We start from the raw sequence: 16,471 nt of genomic DNA, 5'->3' as shown, positions 1-16,471 counted from the left end.
CCACTGGACCGTGTTTGACACCCCGCAGGTGGAATGCTGCCGACGGTGCGTGCTCTGCGAGTGGCGGCGCGGTCCGCCGAGTGATCGTGGTGGTGTGCCGGCCTCTTCTGCGCACCACCGGCCTTCACCGTCCGAGTTCGTACGCGACGAGCGAGGCGCCGACGAGCACACCGATCGCGACGAGGAAGATGACGAACCAGAAGCTCGCTCGCCGCAGGCGTTCGTCGGGGTCCGGATCGGGCGGCGCCGGGGGCCGGGTGACAATCGGCAGGCTCGGTACGGGGAAGTGGTTCCGGGCAGGAGCAACGCTGACCGTCGGCTTCCTCGGCGCGGTCACACTGGTCCGGGCAGGAGGGGTGCTGGCCGGCGCAGGAGGTTGCGGCGGCAGGGAAAAGGCGGGGCAGGTGGCGTCCTGCTCGTACGCGCAGGACGGAGCGCCGAGCCAAGGTGTGAGCACGAGTCCGCTGTTGACTCGGGTCTTCTCCTGACCGGAACTCGTGACGTAGCCGCGCCACACGTCGGCCATCGCCCGCAACGACCGCGCGGACGCGTGCTGGTTTTCGAACAGCAGAAAGTCCTCGAGGACCTCCGAATGGTCAGGGATGAGGTGCCGCCGGACGTCGTTGACGACCGCTGCGAGCGCCGCGTCCTTGCCGATGCACGCGATGGCCATGGAGGCGAACTTCCAGCAGTCCGTTCGCTCGTCCAGCAGTTGCGGCCAGCCCTCGACGTCGTCAGGTCGCATCGTCTGTGCTTCCGCCACATGCAGCGCGCTGACACCGTTCAACACCATGGCGTCGCAGTCGATCAGGTAGGTGGCCGGTGCCTGCGAGATGCCGCTGGTGAGGGTGTTCTGCAGCCGGAGATCTCCGACGACGACGTTGTTGAGGTGCAGGAAGGACAGGGTGCGCAGCAGGTGCCCCAGTCGCGCGATGGTCTGCGGAACGCTGGCGTAGTCCCTGCCACGCTCCTTCGCGTCGTGCGCTGTCAGGGTCAGGCCTGCCATGTCCCTGGGGAAGGGCGCGTTCTTGTGCATGCGCCAGAACGGATCTGGCGCCGGCGGCACGAGCACTCCGGTGACTTCACCGTCCTGCATCACGACGTGCCGGACCCAGCTCGTTCGCGCGTCCAGGAAGGTGCGGTCGGCGAGACCGAGGGACCGCCGCCATTCGGCCATGGTGGTCAGACTCTCGGCTGAGGCGCCCTGCGTGGTGTCCGGCAGATATCGCTTGTACAGCAGCACTTCGTCCGAACTCATACGCACCCAGCTCAAGCCGCTGCTCTGGCCGCCGAGTGCGAAGTTCCCGTCGGACAACGTCCGCAGGCTCGTGTGCTGAACCCTGATGGGGTCTGTCATGGCGTCCTGACTCGGGCTACCTGGGCTGCCACACGAGGAGAATCGTGCGGTCGTCCGCCATCCCCTGCACGTCGAAGTCCAGCAACGTGGTGAACTTCGCGGCCGACATGGCCTCCAGCACCGTGCCCGTGATCGCCTCCGCGAACTCGGCGGGCATCGCCTCGATTGCCTCGGCGACTCCGTCGGTGGCGATCACGAACACGTGGTCGGGCTCCAGCACGGTTTCGCCGTGCACGCTGTTCTCGAACGGGCCTGGAAGTGCGTGCGTCACGTTGCTCCGGGCCTGTTCCTTTCCTGACAGCCAGGTCCAGCGCCCGTCGTTGAGAGACAGCTTGAGGACTGCGGTGTCCCCGTACGCCAACCAGTTCACCTCTGTGGTCGCGTCGTCGAGCATCCGCAGCGTCGCGACGGAGAGAGTGGCGGCGGGCGGGTTGTTCTTGGCCGCGGGGTGTCCCGCTCTGGTGTCCGGCACCTGGCGGACCGCGTCGCTCGTCCGGTGCACGAGCTCCACACAATGATCTATCCAGGAGGACCTTCTGGTGTCCGCCCACCGGACCACTTCGTCCACCGCACACCGTGCGGCCGCGTTCGCGGCCATATGCGCGTTGATCGCGGAACCCACACCGTCCGCAACCGCGACGCCACAGGAGTTCTTGCCAGTGGCGAACGCGTACGCGTCTTCGCGCACCTCACCGTTCTGACGGTGCCGTGAACCGATCACGGATGCGGCACTGAGCTGCAGCTGGCCGACGCGGCAGCGGTGCCCCGCCACGTCCGGCACGCTGTCACGCCCGGTGCCCGCCGGTGCTGTCAGCACCGGAAAGGCGTCTTCGGCCGCAGGTTCCACCGCGTGCTCCTGCGGATCGGCACCCGGTGGTGCCTTCCTGCGAGAAAAAGACGGCCACGTCTTGATGGTCTCCCAATTCCCTTTCCAGGCTGTCTTGTAACTCTTGCGCCGCTTGCCCACGTCATACCGTTCCGGCGTCGAGGCGCGTCATCCCGATCGGCGTGGGGACCATGAACGAGCCCTGTGCCGCAGACACCGTGATCGACTGGATGATGACCTTGATGATCGCCTTGAGCAGGATGCTCGCCGGCTCCCCGGGCTTCGCCAAGAATGCGGCACCCTGAGGGTTGGTGGACCGCAGCGCCCGTACGGTCGCCTGGTCGACGCTGCCCATGCCGAGCGCCACCACCAACGGACGGTACTCGTTTTCCGGCGCGCAGAGCTCGTCTCTGGGCACGGACCACTCCGCCACCGTCTGGGTGTGCTTGCTGTGCCCGGCGTTGCCATCGGTCAAGAAGAAGACGACCGGCCTCTTCGGACGGAAGTTCTGGTCGACCAACTCGCCGACGTCCGCGTGGATCGTGTCCCTCAGGTGCTCCCAGGCAGCTACGAAGTTCGTCCAACTGCCTCGCGGCAGTGGATCGAGCCGGCCGGGCTTCCCGATCGGGGTGAGCGGGTAGTGGGTCGTCGCCTTGTCGGCGAAGGTGACGACCGAGACCCTGCCGATGGCTGATGCCTCGATGTCCTCGGCGAGCTCTTCCAGCATCAGACCGAGCGAGTCGTTCATGACCGACAACGGCGCCGATGCTTTGACCGGCCAGGAATACTCGTCCCACATAGAGCTTGAGACGTCGCACACGATGTAGAACGGCCAAACCTTGCGAGTGGATCCTTCCACCCTTTTGACGCTGTCGACGCCAACCATGTTGCCTCCTCAGGGCATGAGCAGACGGTTGATCGCACGACTCGCTGTGATCGTTTCATTCCAAGCGACATCGCCTTGCGGCTGTTGCGTTTTCCCGATGTCCAGCGATGGTCACTGGGACAACAGGAGGTGGGCATGACGCCGGATCTGTCGCTCGTGGTGGTCGTGGATGGCACCCGCCATCGACTTTCCCCTGACGAGACAACGGTTCTGGGCAGCGGTGCGGAGGCGGGGATCCGAGTCGGGGCAGGACCGGCCAGGTGGGCGAGGTTCCGTTACGCGGCGGGATGGCGTCTCTACGTGCTGGAGCGCGGTAGCCGGTTGGAAGTGGATGGAGTCGACGTCGCTCCGCTCGGTTCCAGCGACGTGATCGGTGTCGAGTTCGCCGAAACCGGTGTGGTGGAAGCGGAGTTGAGCCTGGGCAGGCATCGAGTGCGCCTGACCGTGGAGATCGGGGATGTGGCACCACCGGTTCGGCCTGGTCCGTGCTCTCCGGTGACGGCCGGGCCCGCGGTACCGGTGACGCCCCCAATGCTGGTCGTGCCCGCGATGCCGATGACGCCAGCGAAGCTGGCCAGACGCGTCCGGCTCGGTGACGTTCCACTCACGATCGGCAGACGAGGCGGTGGTGCCGACGTCGAGGTGGACGGACTTGACGTGGCATTGCGGCACACTGTGGTGCGTCGGGGATCGTCGGGGGTCCTCGTCCGCGATCTCAACGCCGGCACCGGGACGTTCGTCGATGGAAGACCCGTGTTGCAGGCCCCGGTGGGGCCGGGTGGGTCTTTTCTCGTGGGCCACCACGTCTTCCGGGTGCTGGACGGCGACACGATCACTTGCGAGAACCTGGCGACGCCTCCGTCACTGATCTTGTCCGGGCTCACGATCCGACACCACCGCAAGGAAGTGCCGACTCTGCGGGATGTGTCGGCGACTCTGCCCAGCGGCGGAATGCTCGCCATCATCGGCCCGTCCGGACTCGGCAAGTCCACGTTGTGCGCGGGCCTGCTCGGCGAGGCCGTGGTGGAAGAGGGATGGGCCGAGGTGGACGGGATGCCGCTCGGTGTTGCGCACAGGGTGAACCCCGCGCTGGTGAGCTTCGTGCCACAGGCCTCGTCCATGCTCGACGAGCTCACAGTCAAGCAGACGATGTGGCACGCCGCACGACTCCGCCTCGCCGCCGACGCCACTTCCGCGGAACTCGCGGGCAGCGTGCGGGACGTGTTGGAGAGGTTGCACCTCCACCTGCTCCAGGACCAGACGGTGGGCAAGTTGTCCGGTGGGCAAAGACGCAGGCTCAGCGTCGCCGTGGAGTTGCTGAGCGACCCGTTGTTGTTGATGCTCGACGAGCCTACGTCAGGTTTGGACGAAGGTTTCGACCGCAAGCTGATGAGGGATCTCGCGGCGGTCGCGCGCGATGGTTGTGCGGTGGTCATCGTGACCCACACGATGGCTCACCTGAACGAGAGTTCGGCGGTGGTCGCGATCGCGGCCAGTCCGGCTGGGGAGAGCGAACCGTCCGGAACCGGCTACGTCGGCCCGCCGGAGGAGTTGCTGAGCAGGTTCTCTGCGGACTCGGCCGCGGATGTGATGGACGCGTTGCGAGAAGGTCGTACCGCGGAAATGCCCTTGCGGCCACCGGCGCCGCGCCCGGCCACGAGGTCGGCGGCGCCGGCCCTGCCACGCGAAGGCCGCACACAGCCGTGGCAGCACGTGCTGGCGGTGAGTCTGAGGCGAGAGTTCCACCGGATGTGGTTGCGCAAGGAGTTGCTCGCGGGCCTGGCGCTCTTGGGACCTCTGGTCGCCGCAGCGATCGCGACGTGGACTAACGATCGCGGCCTGGTCGGCTCTCCCGGTCAGCCCAATCCCGATCTGGCGATGGCGATCGCGGTCACGGCCATCTGCCTGTCCCTGCTCGCGATGGCCCTGTCGTTGACATCGATCGTCAACGACAGAGAAGTGCTTCGGCGGGAAAGTCGTTGGGGCGTGCCGGATTCCGCCGTCGTCCTCTCTCGAGCCATCAGTCGCGGAGTGCCCGCGTTGGTGCAGGCCGTTGTGGCCACGGTGGTGCTGACCCTGGGGAACGAGCTGCGCCAGGACACTCTGACCGGTCTTCCGGCCGGTGTGGAGACAGGTCTCGTGCTCGCAGGACTCACCTGGTGCTCGATGTGCCTGGGGCTGCTCGTCAGCTGCCTGTCGTCGACGGCGGAGCAGGCCGTCGGCATCATGTCAGGGCTGTCAGGAGGAGCGGTGGTGCTGTGCGGCCTGGTTCTGCCGCTTGGTGTCTCGTCCGGATTCGAGTTCGTGCTCGGATGGGCTTCGTATCTGTTCCCCACCCGCTGGGCGACCAGTGCCCTGGCCTCCTCCGTGAATCTGCCGCAGGCGGCGATTGTCCACTCCGATCTCATGTGGAGCCATGACTTGTCGCATCTGCTGGGTCCTCTCACGGTGCTGTTCCTGATGAGCGCCCTGTTCTGCGCGGTCGCACCGTTCGCACTGCGAAAGGGGCGTGCGAGGCCTCAGCGTTGACAAGCCTGACCTCGGGCTCGCTCACCCGCGGCTCGCCGCTGTCGGCGTCGAGCAGGCACCGTACGGCGTGGGAACGCGCCTGATCCATGCGATGAGCGACGCGACGGGCTGGCATCATGCCGTCGTCGAATTGCTCGCGACCAACAGAGCGGCGTGAGCGCTCCTTCTGAGCAGCGGCACGCGCGTGTGGGTTCTCGGCGCTGATGTCGGGCTCGTGTCGAGATTGTTGTTGCGCCCGCTCACAACAGCACGCGACGACGACTGACCCTCGCGTGCAGCACGGTCGTCGTTACTGTCAGCGCTCGGGCTCGACGCCGTGCAACGACTCAGGACTTGAAGAAAGCCCGCACGGTGGGGGACATGCGGCCGTCGTCAGGTCCGGGGCGACAGCCAGCACGACCGCTTGGAATCAGTCGAATGAGGTTCCGAGAACCCATGTTGTTTTGGCACAATCGATGAGACGCCCTGTTCCGCCCGGCACCCGACAGCGAGGTGATCACGAGCGTGGACCAGTCGGTGTGGTCGGTCACCGTGGCGACACCGTTGCCGATGTGGTGGGTCACCGCGGTAACGGGCTTCGTCGCGCTGTTCGCCGTAACCTCGGCGGTGATTCCGCGGGTCTCACTGATACGCAAGATGATGTTCGGCTTCACGGTCCTCGGCACGATCACGCACGAGGCCGGCCACGGTGTCGCGAGCGTCGTCACCGGCGGCGGTGTGCAGTTCATCGAGATCCATTCCCCGGACTCGGGACGCACCTGGACCTGGTACCCGTCGTGGCCGTCCGCAGTGATCACCAGTGCTGCGGGCTACGCTACGCCGCCTCTGGTCGGCCTCGGGTTCGCGGCACTGCTCGGTCAGGGCAAAGCGCCGATGGTGCTGGCGCTCACAGTGGCTTCGATGGCGCTGATCCTGGCCGTGTCGCGCGACGTGCTCACGGTCAGCAGCGTCGTCCTGGTAGGCGCGCTTGCGTTCGTGGTCGTGCGATGGGGATCGATCGACGCACAGCACTGGTTGGCGTACACCGAGACCTGGCTTCTCTTGCTGTGCGAGTTCGCAGGCCTATGGGCGCTCGTGCGGAACAGGCTGCGGGGCGCGCACGATGTTGAGGACGACGCACGGACGCTCGCCGCAGATACGCACATCCCTGCGGTGGTGTGGATCGCGGCCTGGGCTGCGCTGAACTGCTGGGCGTTGTGGAACGCCGTGCCCCTGTTGTGGCCGTAGCGCTTATGGCAGTCGAGTCACCTTGCCCACCTCCACAGCAGCATCGGTGACCTTCACGCCGACCGCGGCAACCTCCACGCCGCCCACCGGTCGTGGTCCGCGGCAGCGGAACTGCACAGCGGAAATCCGGAGCCGACCGCAGCCGGGCTGCGGAAACAGTTGATCGAGAGCCTCAAGGAGGACCTCTAGTGCACCAGCGCTCAGTGCGATGCCCTGTCCTTGTCGGCGGCGACCCGGTCCCGGCTGGACGACCTGATCGCCCCGGATGGCGGAGCGGACGAGGAGGACTCGGGTGGTGGGGCACGTTCTTCACTGAGCTGAACGCGGACCTGGGTGCGTTGGGGCTGGACAGCCTGTTGGCGGAGTTGAACAAGCTCCAGCGGGTGCGCGGGCGTGAAAGTGCCTGCCTCCTGCGTCGCCGGTGGACGGCTGGAGGTGGACCAGGGTGAGCGTGCGGGCCCGGCGGGTCGCGCAGGTCCGCTCGATTGCCGGACTGCAACTGTCCGCAACGGTGTTGAATGCGGCCCGCCGCGCGGACGCGTTGCTGCCTGGGGGTGTGGTCGCGTTGCTGCGGTGTCTGCGGGCTCAGGACCGGGGCGAGGAGGCGGCGGCGTTGGTACCAGAGCGGTTGGCGCGGATCTCGTCGTGGTGGTCGGCAACCCAGCCGATCAACTGCAGGACGATCTCGTGCAGGCCGCGGCCGAGCGGGGTCAGGGCGTACTCCACGCGCGGCGGCACCTCGGCGTAGGCGGTCCGCGTGACCAGGCCGTCCCCCTGGAGCTGGTGCAGCGTGTGGGTGAGCATGCGCTGGGAGATGCCCGGGATCTGGCGCTGCAGGTCGGTGTAGCGCAGGGGGCCGTCCTGGAGTACGGCGACGATCAGCATGCTCCACTTGTCGCCGACCCGGTCGAGGACCTGCCGGATGAAGGCCATGTGGTCGGCGGGGATGCTCGCGCACGGCCCGGTCGCGGCCGCCATCTCCGTACCAGTGCTGTCCTGCATGGCGCCCATTCCTCTCCGTCGCGCACACCGGTGTGCCTTTTGTAACGTCCTCCATACTGGCGCATCATGGCGTTACGCACAAATGAGAGGAATTGGAGTTCAAGCCATGAAGGTAGAGATCTGGGCCGAGGTGACCTGCCCCTGGTGCGGGCTCGGCAGCCACCGGGTGGACCGCGCCGTGGAGCGGTTCGAGCACGGCGACGAGGTCGAGGTGGTCCACCACTCCTTCCCGTTGAGCAACGGCTTTCCCGCCGACCGCACGGTCAGCACCCGCGAGGCCCTGTTGAGCAAGCACGGCATCAGCGGCGCGCAGGCGGAGGCCGCTACCGGGCAGATCGAGTCGCTGGCCGCTGCCGAGGGCCTGAGCCCGTACCGGGTGCTGGACAACGTCGTCGGCAACACCGACCTCGCCCACGAGTTCCTGGCCCACGCCTCGGCGCAGGGCAAGAACCGCGAAGCCTGGGACACGATCTTCCGCGCCTACTTCGGCAAGGCCGAGCCCGTCTTCGCCCTGGACGACCTGCTCCGGCTCGCCGATGAACTGGGCCTGGACCGCGACAAGGCGTGTCAGGTGCTGACCGAGCGCCGCTACCGCACCCAGGTGCAGGACGAAGCCCGCCGTGCGCGGCGTCTGGGCGCCACCGGTGCCCCGTTCATCGTCGTCGACGGCCGCTACGCCGTCCCCGGCGCACAGGACAGCGACACCCTGCTCGACCTGCTGCGCACCGCCTGGGAGGAGGGCCACCCGCTCACCCCGGCCCCCGCAGGCGATGCCCCGGGCTGCGGCCCCGACGGCTGCGCCGTCCCGGCCCGCCCCTGAACCTCCACCTCTTCGCATCTCACTTCCGAAAGGCGCAACAGCCGTGTCGTACCTGCTGCACATCGACTCCTCCTCGCTCGGCGAGGCTTCCGTCTCACGTCAGGTCGCGCAGTCCTTCCGCGACCAGTGGCAGGGCCCGGTCGTCCACCGCGACCTCGCCGCCTCGCCGGTCCCGCACCTGACGGCGGCGGGCATCACCGCCCGCATCACCGACCCCGCCCAGCACACTCCGGAGCAGGCGAAGGCCGCCGCGCTCCAGGACGAGCTGATCGAGGAGTTCCTCGGCGCCGGCGCGTACCTGTTCACCGTGCCGATGTACAACCTGTCGATGCCGTCGGTGTTCAAGGCGTGGCTGGACCAGATCGTCGTCAGCGAGCGCACCCTGAACCACACCGGCGCCTCCCCGGTCGCGGGTCGTCCGGCTGTTCTGATCTCCGCCCGCGGTGGTGGCTACGGTCCCGGCACCCCCAAGGAAGGTCTGGACTACCTGGTGCCCACGTTGGAGGCGTTGCTGGGGCGCGATGACGCCCTCGGGCTCGACGTCACGACCGTGACCCCCGAGCTGACCATGGCCCCCGTCGCTGCGGCGCTCGCTGCGCTGCTGCCGCTGTACGAGGCGTCCCTGGCCGCCGCCCACGACCAGGCGCGCAGCCTCGCCACGACCATCGTCACCTCGCGTGCCGCGTGAGTGCCTGTTCTCGAACGTCACTCCATCAACGCAGAAGGCCTTCATGATTGCCGAGTACGGCTCCAACGCCACCCTGACCGCCAAGCCGGAATGGGCGACCGGCTGGTCGATCTGCTGCTGGCCTGCGTGGACGAGGGCAGCCCCGGCTCGAGCGAACACGGCGTCGTCCACCTCGTCCCCCGTTCCGCGTCCGACCCCGACGTCGTCCACCTCACCGAAGGCTGGACCAGCGAGGAGGACCACCACCGGCTCGTCGCCAGCAGTCCGGTGATCTGCCCCGTGGTGGCCTGAACGGCCTCGTCGACGTCCACTGCGCCGACGACTTCATCCTCATCAAGTTCCACTGGAGCAACGGAAACACTGGCAGGTCATGCGCGCGGCGGGTGTCATCGCTGTCAACCGCGGGCGCAGGAAATCCTGCTGTTGACCGGTTCTGTCGGCGGCTTCCACGACAACGCGCTGATGGAGAACTCTTCGCCGTACTGACCAAAGTTGCACCCTCACGTCCTTCCGTAACAGGGCATGACAGCAGGCGATACACCCCGCAGCGGCAGAATGCGAGGAGTTGTCATGGCTGAGCGCGGCCTGACGAGCTGTGGCGCACGGGCGGTGCTCGGTTTGGCGATGCTCGTGCAGCTGTCCTGCGCGGTGGGCAACGTGCTGCTCGCTGTCACCGAGTCCGTGTGGTGGCCGCTGGCCGCGGGTGTGGGCTGGTGGGGTGTCGCGGTCGGTGTGGCGATCCAGGCCGAGGCGGCCACGAGGTCCGGATCGCGAGCGCCGCGCGTGGCGCGGGCGCGGCTGGCTTCGGCTGTTCCAGCTCGTCGCGCGTGAAGTGCGCGTCTTCGTTCACGGTGTGAGGGCTGACAACTGTGGCAGATGTCTGCCACTGCTCCCCGGTGTCGCCCGGCTTGCTGGAAGGTGACGTTGGTTCGCGAGTGGTCCGAGGCCGGCCGTCGAGCGCTCGTCCCCGCTGCGGACCGGTGCTCCACCACGGCCTGTCTGTTCGCGAACAAGCGAGGGGAAGAGCAGGGTGAAAACAGCCGTCATTGTCAGAAGGTCGTTGTTGGCCCTTGCGGTGCTGGTGTCCGCGGCACTGCTGCCAGTCACGACAGACCAGTCGCGTGCCTCTGCCGCCGTCCAGGAAACGTATTACGTGGCTCCCGACGGAAATGATGACAATCCGGGGACGATCACGGCCCCGTTCAAGACGTTGCCGCGTGCACGGGACGCTGTTCGCGCGGTGAACTCGAACATGACCGGGGACATCCACGTCCAGCTCCGCGGGGGGAACTACCCGCTGGGCAGCACCGTGGATTTCACGCCGAGAGACTCGGGCACGAACGGGTACCGCGTCATCTATTCCGCGTACCAGAACGAGACGCCGGTGCTCAGTGGCGGCGTGCAGGTGACCGGCTGGACGCAGCACAGCGGCAACATCTGGAAGGCTCCGCTCACCCGCGGCAACAAGCTGCGGGCGCTCTACGTCAACGACAAGCGCGCCTTCATGGCCACCAAGACGATCAACTCGCAAGGGTGCTACGGCACGTACAACGTCACCGCCGGTCAGGCCCCGTGGGCGTGGGAGTCGGGCTCGCAGTGCGACGGCGCGAAGTACAGCACGGCCGATCTGCCCGCCATTTCCCGCAACCCGGACGACATCGAGATCGAGACGGCGACGACCTGGCAGACGTCCATCGTGGGAGTCCGGCAGGTCACCAGCGACGGCGCCAACCGTGTCGCGTTGTTCCAGCAACCGGGTGGGGCCATCGCCCAGGGCGCGTTCAACGGCAACTTCCAGGCCGGTGGAAGCCACAAGTTCATGAACGCCTACGAGTTCCTCGACGCGCCGGGTGAGTTCTACTTCGACAGGTCGAGCCAGACCGTCTACTACTACAAGACCGACTCCGAGAACATGGCGACGGCGACGGTCTACGCGCCGAACAACGTTTCCACCTTGCTGCGGGTCGCCGGCACGTCCACGGCCAACCACGCGCGCAACATCACGTTCACCGGCCTCACGGTGCAGCACTCGGACTGGAACCTCTTCAGCGTGGCCGGCTCCGTCTTCAAGCAGGCCCAGCAGGGCAACTCCGGCAACACCGCCTACGCCAAGGGCAACTTCCACGTCTACTACTACCGCAACCTCGACACCCCGCCGGGTGCCGTCCAGGTGGAGAACGCCGACGGGATCGCCCTGCTGCGCAACCGGGTCCAGCACACCGGTGTCGACGCGATCAGCCTGGTCAACGACGTGCAGAACATCCAGTTGGTCGGGAACTACACGAACGACACGGCCGGGGCCGCCATCAACGTGGGTCATCCGCAGCACGTCTACATCGGGGACCACACGACGACGAACCGCGAGAAGTACTCCCCGCAGGTCGAAGGACTGCCGAAGAACATCGAGATCAAGAACAACTACCTCTACGACAGCGCGGTGTTGTTCAGCGGGCACAGCCCGATCTCGGCGTACTTCGTCGACACCCTGACCGTGCAGCACAACCGGATCGAAAAGGCTCCGTGGAACGGCATCACGCTCGGCTGGGGCTGGTGGAACTTCGACGGCTCTTCGGGCTCCATCGCACCCAACCGGCCGACGACCACGGCGCGGAACAACAACATCAGCTACAACCACATCATCGACACGGTCCAGCGCCTCAACGACACGGCCCCGATCTACACGCTCGGCAGCCAGCCGGGAACCACGATCACCAACAACTACCTCCAGGGTGTCCCGTCCGGACACAAGTACGGGCTTCACCCGGACGAAGGTTCGGCGTACATCACCTTCCGCGACAACGTCCTGAGCGTGGACAAGAACGTCAACTGGCTCATCAACTCCGACGACTTCGGACGCAAACACGATCTGAGCATCACGCAGACGTACGGTCCGGTGAACAAGGTCTCCAACAAGAACCTGCCCAACAGCACCGTCCAGGACATCCTCGTCTATTCGGACTACGTCTGGCCGGCGGCTGCCCACAGCATCGCCGTGAGCTCCGGTCTGGAGGACGCCTACCGGGATGTCATCCCGCAGAGCAACCTCTCCCGGCCGGACTACGCCCTGCCCGGCAGCACGTTCGTCGGCGCCGGCGGGACGTCGATCCCGATCCGGAGCATCGGCGACGCGACGAGGACCGTCTGGCTGGCCCCGCTCGGTACGACGAACTTCGCGGTCGGCCCGACGATGACCAGGGCGAGCGGGACGGCGACGACGATCGACGTCCCGGCCACCGCCGGTGACTACCGGCTCTACGTCCTCGACGCGCAGGGGAACCGGTCCGCGGAGTCGAAGTCGCTCGTGCGGCGGCAGGGTGGGAGCGGTCCGCAGGGCGCCACGATCGTCGGCGGCCAGTCCGGCCGCTGCATCGACATCAGCGGCGCGAGCACGGCCAACGGCGCACAGGCGCAGTTGTGGGACTGCCACGGCGGCACCAACCAGCGCTTCACCAACACGTCGGGCAAGCAGCTGCAGGTGTACGGCACCAAGTGTCTGGCGGCCGGCAACGGCGGTACCGGCAACGGCACCGCGGTGGTGATCGGGGACTGCACCAGTCAGACCAGTCAGCAGTGGAACGTCAACGCCAACGGCACGATCACCGGTGTGCAGTCGGGGTTGTGCCTGGACGCCAACGGTGCCGGCACCGCGAACGGAACCAGGGTCATCCTCTGGACCTGCAACGGCGCCGCCAACCAGCAGTGGAGCCTGCGCGCCTGAGCCACTCGAAGGACGCTGTGCCGTGAGTTTTCCCGCGGTACAGCGTCCTTCGCCGAGGATCACTCAGCATCCCTTGTGGACTTTCCGGCCTGGCGGGGTTTCGTGCTGCCTCCACCTGGTGAACGGGATCGCACAAGACTGATCAGCAGTTCACCAATTGATCAGAGGGTAGCGGCAATGAGTCATACAAATATCGTGGGCCGTGCGAGGGGGCCGTGGTCCGTACGGCGGTGGGCGGTCTCCCGCCGTCGGACCACGGACTGGTAGCGATCGCATATGTTTCGACAACGACCTGGTCGGCAGCACGGCTGGGAGGCTCGGCTGATCGGCGTCGGCTTGCGCCTTGTGGAGCAACCTGACTCATTCGGGCAACATGTATGACCTATTGACCGGGTCTGGCCCAAGCCCTAACGTGGAAACGGTCCGACTAATTGTTCGCTGGTCAACAAACGAATCGCGCGTGTCGGCGCGCGGCCCTGCCCTCGATTCGAGGAGTACCCGTGACAGTGCTGTCTCGTACTCTGTCCAGACCTTCCTGCCCGACGCGGTGGCGCCGCCTGTGATCACCACCAGGCGCGCTTCGCCGCCTCGCTGAGCTGCCGCAGGGCCGAGCTCGCCGACCGGGTTCACCAGCACCCGTCTTCTCCGGTCCGCCAAGGACCACGTCCGGAGCGCCGCCGCCCCCCCGGAACGTCTATCCGTTGTGGACACAACTCGGAACTGTTGCCAGCACGACGACTCCTGGCTGGCGGACAAGGAGTTCAAGCATGTCTCGGGGGCGGTTCGCGGCCGTGGTCGCGGTGGTGCTCGCTGTGGTCGGTACGGCGGTGGCGGTCCCGGTCGCGGCGGCCGGTTCGGCCCCCGCAGTCGCAGACGTGAACGGGGTCGCCGCCGGTGAGGCCGCGATACAGTCGGTCGACCTGGCCGGCAGGTGGAGTTTCACGCCGGCGGGCCGCCCGGCGACAACGATCTCCGTGCCCGGTGGTGGCTGGTACAAGCAAGGCTTCACCGACGTGTCCGAGGCGACGTACTCGCGCACCATCACGGTCCCCGACTCGGGGCAGCCGCAGTCGGCGTGGATCGAGTTCGGTGCGGTGAACCACCAGGCGACCCTGTCGGTCGACGGACGGGTCGTCGCCACCCAGACGACCGCGTACACGCCGTCGAACTTCGACATCACCGCCTTCACGACGCCCGGCGCGACGCACACGATCAGCGTGAACGTGAAGGGCCGCAACGCGTTGAAGACGCCGGCGGGCAAGTACCTGGTTCCCGACGCCGCCAACTGGTCGGAGGCGGTTCCGCAGGGGATCTTCCGTTCGGCGTTCCTGCGCGTGTACCCGGCCGTGCACGTGAGCGACGCCTTCGTCCGCACCTCGGTGACCGACCAGACCCTGACCTACGACGTGACGGTCGCCAACACCTCCGGCGGCGCCCGCACCGTGACCCTCGGCGGCACGCTCGCCTCGGACAACGGACAGGCCTTCGCCTACCCCGCGCTGCCCAGCCGCACGGTCACCGTCGCGGCCCGTTCCACCGCGACCGTGACCGTCGGTCCGGTGGCGTGGACTCTCGGAGCGGCCTCGTACTGGTGGCCGAACGTGCCGTATCGGCAGGGATATCGTGCCCAGTTGCACCGGCTGTCGGTGCGCGCGACCACCGACGACGGCCGCACCAGCGACGCCACGTACCGCTTCGGGTTCCGGGAAAGCACCCAGAACGGCGAGTACTACCGCCTCAACGGCGTGCGGGTGAACGTGCGCGGCGACAACCTGCAGGGCGCCAACTACGACCGGATCGACAACGGTGGCAAGGGCGACGCGTTCGACACGCTGCCGGGCTTCCTCCCGCCGTCGGCCGGCAACGGAGGCTGGCCGCAGGCGGTCGACAACTACCTGCGCCTCAACTTCAACGTCGTCCGCATCCACCAGGAGCCGGCCAGTCCGTACATGCTCGACGTGGCCGACGAGCTCGGTCTGATGATCATCGACGAGACCGCGATCCGCGGTGCCGGCAACGCCCAGGACTTCAACGCGGGCCGCGCCAACATGGTGGCCCACGCCCGTGCGCTGACTTTGCGCGACCGCAACCACCCGTCGATCATCCGCTGGAGCCAGGTCAACGAGCCGAACCTCTCCGACTCCGACTCCGAGCAGTTCCAGAAGGACCTGTACGCGGCCGTGAACGGCGCTGACGGCACCAGGCCGATCATCACCGAGCTGGCCCCCGGCGGGGCGCCCAACCGGTATCCCGGCATGACGCAGGCCAACTACAACCTCATCCCGCACTACCTCGACGGCACCGGCCGCTACGGCGAACAGACCTGGTCCGTGGCGGGCCGGCCGGACGGCGAGGGCGAGTACATCTGGCCGGCGTGCAGCAGCAAGCAGGGCTTCACGTGGTTCGGCACCGCGACCGCCGCCAAGCGCGGCAAGGACACCAGTGACCTGCGGCCCTACACCCTGCTGTCCGCCTGGGCGAGCGTCATCCCCGGCGTGCGGACCACGGACTTCACCCCGGAGGAGGGCGGGCGCCCCGTCTACGGCGCGGACAACCTGCCGGACCCGTGGAGCAACGCCCAGATCCAGCGGGTCCAGGCCGGGTTCAACCCGATCGCCGCGATCGACCTGCCCTACTGGTCGGCCTCCGGTGTGTCCGACGCGAGCGGCGGCTTCCCGCTGGCGTCGGCGGTTCCCGGTTTCGCCGGCAACACCAGGGTCGACCGCACGATCACCGTCTTCAACGACGACCTCACCGGTACCGCCGTGGACTTCGCCTGGAGCGCCCGGCTGGACAGCCCCACCGGTGCGGTGATCGCCTCGGGCAGCACGACCCTCACCGTCCCGCTGGGTTCGCGCGTGCAGCAGCCGGTGTCCTTCACGACTCCCGCGAGCGGCTCGCGGGTGTACCTCGTCCTGTCCACCGGCAAGTCCGGCGTCACCACGTTCACCGACACCGCCGAGTACTTCACCCTGGGCGGCGGACAGGGGCCCACCCCCGGCAAGTACCGCATCGTCAACCGCAACAGCGGCAAGCCGCTGGCCATCGCCGGCAACTCCACCGCCGACGGTGCCAAGGCCGTGCAGCAGAGCGGGAACGCGACCTGGACCGTCAGCGCCGCGCAGAACGGATCCTTCACCCTGCGCTACGACGCGACGGGCAAGGTGCTCGACGTCAACGGTTCGTCGTCCACCACGGGCCTGCAGCTGCAGCAGTGGACCGCGAACGGGGGCACCAACCAGCAGTGGTTCCTGCGATCGGCGGCCGGTGGGTTCTTCACGATCGTCAACGTCGGCAACGGTCTCGTGGCGGACGTGTACGGGCAGTCCACGAGCGACGGAGCCCAGGTCGTGCAATGGTCCGCCAACGGCGGTGTCAACCAGCAATGGCAACTCCTGCCGCAGAACTGAACGAAAAC

12 protein-coding genes are annotated in these 16,471 nt (G+C 67.3%); 8 read left to right on the top strand and 4 right to left on the bottom strand.

What is annotated here, in order from left to right; genetic code table 11:
• Nucleotides 1–124: 124 nt before the first annotated feature.
• The 3 genes from AOM45_RS39495 to AOM45_RS39485 form a co-directional block, all read right to left on the bottom strand.
• The gene (locus AOM45_RS39495) at nt 125–1,258 is read right to left on the bottom strand and encodes a hypothetical protein (RefSeq protein ID WP_156094063.1); all 1,134 of its coding nucleotides are present in this window, start codon (nt 1,256–1,258) and stop codon (nt 125–127) included.
• 115 nt (nt 1,259–1,373) lie between these two features.
• A complete protein-coding gene (locus tag AOM45_RS39490; RefSeq protein ID WP_030469962.1) occupies nt 1,374–2,204 on the bottom strand; it encodes a protein phosphatase 2C domain-containing protein in 831 nt (276 codons plus the stop codon).
• A gap of 121 nt (nt 2,205–2,325) precedes the next feature.
• On the bottom strand, nt 2,326–3,069 hold the full coding sequence (locus AOM45_RS39485) for a vWA domain-containing protein (RefSeq protein ID WP_156094064.1): 744 nt from the start codon (nt 3,067–3,069) through the stop codon (nt 2,326–2,328).
• Between the two features lie 135 nt (nt 3,070–3,204).
• On the opposite strand from AOM45_RS39485, the gene AOM45_RS39480 reads away from it, so the two are divergent.
• The gene (locus AOM45_RS39480) at nt 3,205–5,598 is read left to right on the top strand and encodes an ATP-binding cassette domain-containing protein (protein ID WP_081902370.1); all 2,394 of its coding nucleotides are present in this window, start codon (nt 3,205–3,207) and stop codon (nt 5,596–5,598) included.
• A 504-nt stretch (nt 5,599–6,102) separates the two neighbouring features.
• Nucleotides 6,103–6,825, top strand: a complete 723-nt coding sequence (locus AOM45_RS39475; protein WP_156094065.1) for a M50 family metallopeptidase — start codon at nt 6,103–6,105, stop codon at nt 6,823–6,825.
• 585 nt (nt 6,826–7,410) lie between these two features.
• On the opposite strand, the gene AOM45_RS39470 is transcribed toward AOM45_RS39475, so the two are convergent.
• Complete coding sequence (locus AOM45_RS39470) at nt 7,411–7,827, bottom strand: winged helix-turn-helix transcriptional regulator (protein ID WP_156094066.1); 417 nt, start codon at nt 7,825–7,827, stop codon at nt 7,411–7,413.
• Nucleotides 7,828–7,933: 106 nt separating this feature from the next.
• Here AOM45_RS39470 and AOM45_RS39465 point away from each other — a divergent pair, with 106 nt between their 5' ends.
• The 6 genes from AOM45_RS39465 (at nt 7,934) to AOM45_RS50130 (ending at nt 16,463) form a co-directional block, all read left to right on the top strand.
• Nucleotides 7,934–8,647 (top strand): DsbA family oxidoreductase, encoded by a 714-nt coding sequence (locus AOM45_RS39465; RefSeq protein WP_030469967.1) that lies wholly within the window; start codon nt 7,934–7,936, stop codon nt 8,645–8,647.
• Between the two features lie 43 nt (nt 8,648–8,690).
• A complete protein-coding gene (locus AOM45_RS39460; protein ID WP_030469968.1) occupies nt 8,691–9,335 on the top strand; it encodes an FMN-dependent NADH-azoreductase in 645 nt (214 codons plus the stop codon).
• A 90-nt stretch (nt 9,336–9,425) separates the two neighbouring features.
• Nucleotides 9,426–9,626, top strand: coding sequence for a hypothetical protein (locus AOM45_RS39455; RefSeq protein ID WP_201780158.1), 201 nt, complete (start codon nt 9,426–9,428; stop codon nt 9,624–9,626).
• A 279-nt stretch (nt 9,627–9,905) separates the two neighbouring features.
• Complete coding sequence (locus AOM45_RS39450; RefSeq protein WP_030469969.1) at nt 9,906–10,166, top strand: hypothetical protein; 261 nt, start codon at nt 9,906–9,908, stop codon at nt 10,164–10,166.
• A 421-nt stretch (nt 10,167–10,587) separates the two neighbouring features.
• Nucleotides 10,588–13,053 (top strand): RICIN domain-containing protein, encoded by a 2,466-nt coding sequence (locus AOM45_RS39445; RefSeq protein WP_236703999.1) that lies wholly within the window; start codon nt 10,588–10,590, stop codon nt 13,051–13,053.
• Between the two features lie 767 nt (nt 13,054–13,820).
• Complete coding sequence (locus AOM45_RS50130; RefSeq protein WP_081902371.1) at nt 13,821–16,463, top strand: RICIN domain-containing protein; 2,643 nt, start codon at nt 13,821–13,823, stop codon at nt 16,461–16,463.
• The last annotated feature ends 8 nt before the right edge of the window (nt 16,464–16,471 follow it).

The organism is Lentzea aerocolonigenes (genome assembly GCF_000974445.1).
Classification (GTDB): domain Bacteria; phylum Actinomycetota; class Actinomycetes; order Mycobacteriales; family Pseudonocardiaceae; genus Lentzea; species Lentzea aerocolonigenes.
The sequence above is the reverse complement of the archived record's forward strand: the minus strand, read 5'-3'. Positions and strand labels throughout refer to the sequence as shown.

Bases quoted from the DNA above. Each gene is read 5' to 3' on its own strand.
- AOM45_RS39495 (WP_156094063.1), bottom strand. From the start codon at position 1,258: ATGAGTTCGGACGAAGTGCTGCTGTACAAGCGATATCTGCCGGACACC.
- AOM45_RS39485 (WP_156094064.1), bottom strand. From the start codon at position 3,069: ATGGTTGGCGTCGACAGCGTCAAAAGGGTGGAAGGATCCACTCGCAAG.
- AOM45_RS39480 (WP_081902370.1), top strand. From the start codon at position 3,205: ATGACGCCGGATCTGTCGCTCGTGGTGGTCGTGGATGGCACCCGCCAT.
- AOM45_RS39470 (WP_156094066.1), bottom strand. From the start codon at position 7,827: ATGCAGGACAGCACTGGTACGGAGATGGCGGCCGCGACCGGGCCGTGC.
- AOM45_RS39465 (WP_030469967.1), top strand. From the start codon at position 7,934: ATGAAGGTAGAGATCTGGGCCGAGGTGACCTGCCCCTGGTGCGGGCTC.
- AOM45_RS39455 (WP_201780158.1), top strand. From the start codon at position 9,426: ATGGGCGACCGGCTGGTCGATCTGCTGCTGGCCTGCGTGGACGAGGGC.
- AOM45_RS39450 (WP_030469969.1), top strand. From the start codon at position 9,906: ATGGCTGAGCGCGGCCTGACGAGCTGTGGCGCACGGGCGGTGCTCGGT.
- AOM45_RS39445 (WP_236703999.1), top strand. From the start codon at position 10,588: ATGACCGGGGACATCCACGTCCAGCTCCGCGGGGGGAACTACCCGCTG.
- AOM45_RS50130 (WP_081902371.1), top strand. From the start codon at position 13,821: ATGTCTCGGGGGCGGTTCGCGGCCGTGGTCGCGGTGGTGCTCGCTGTG.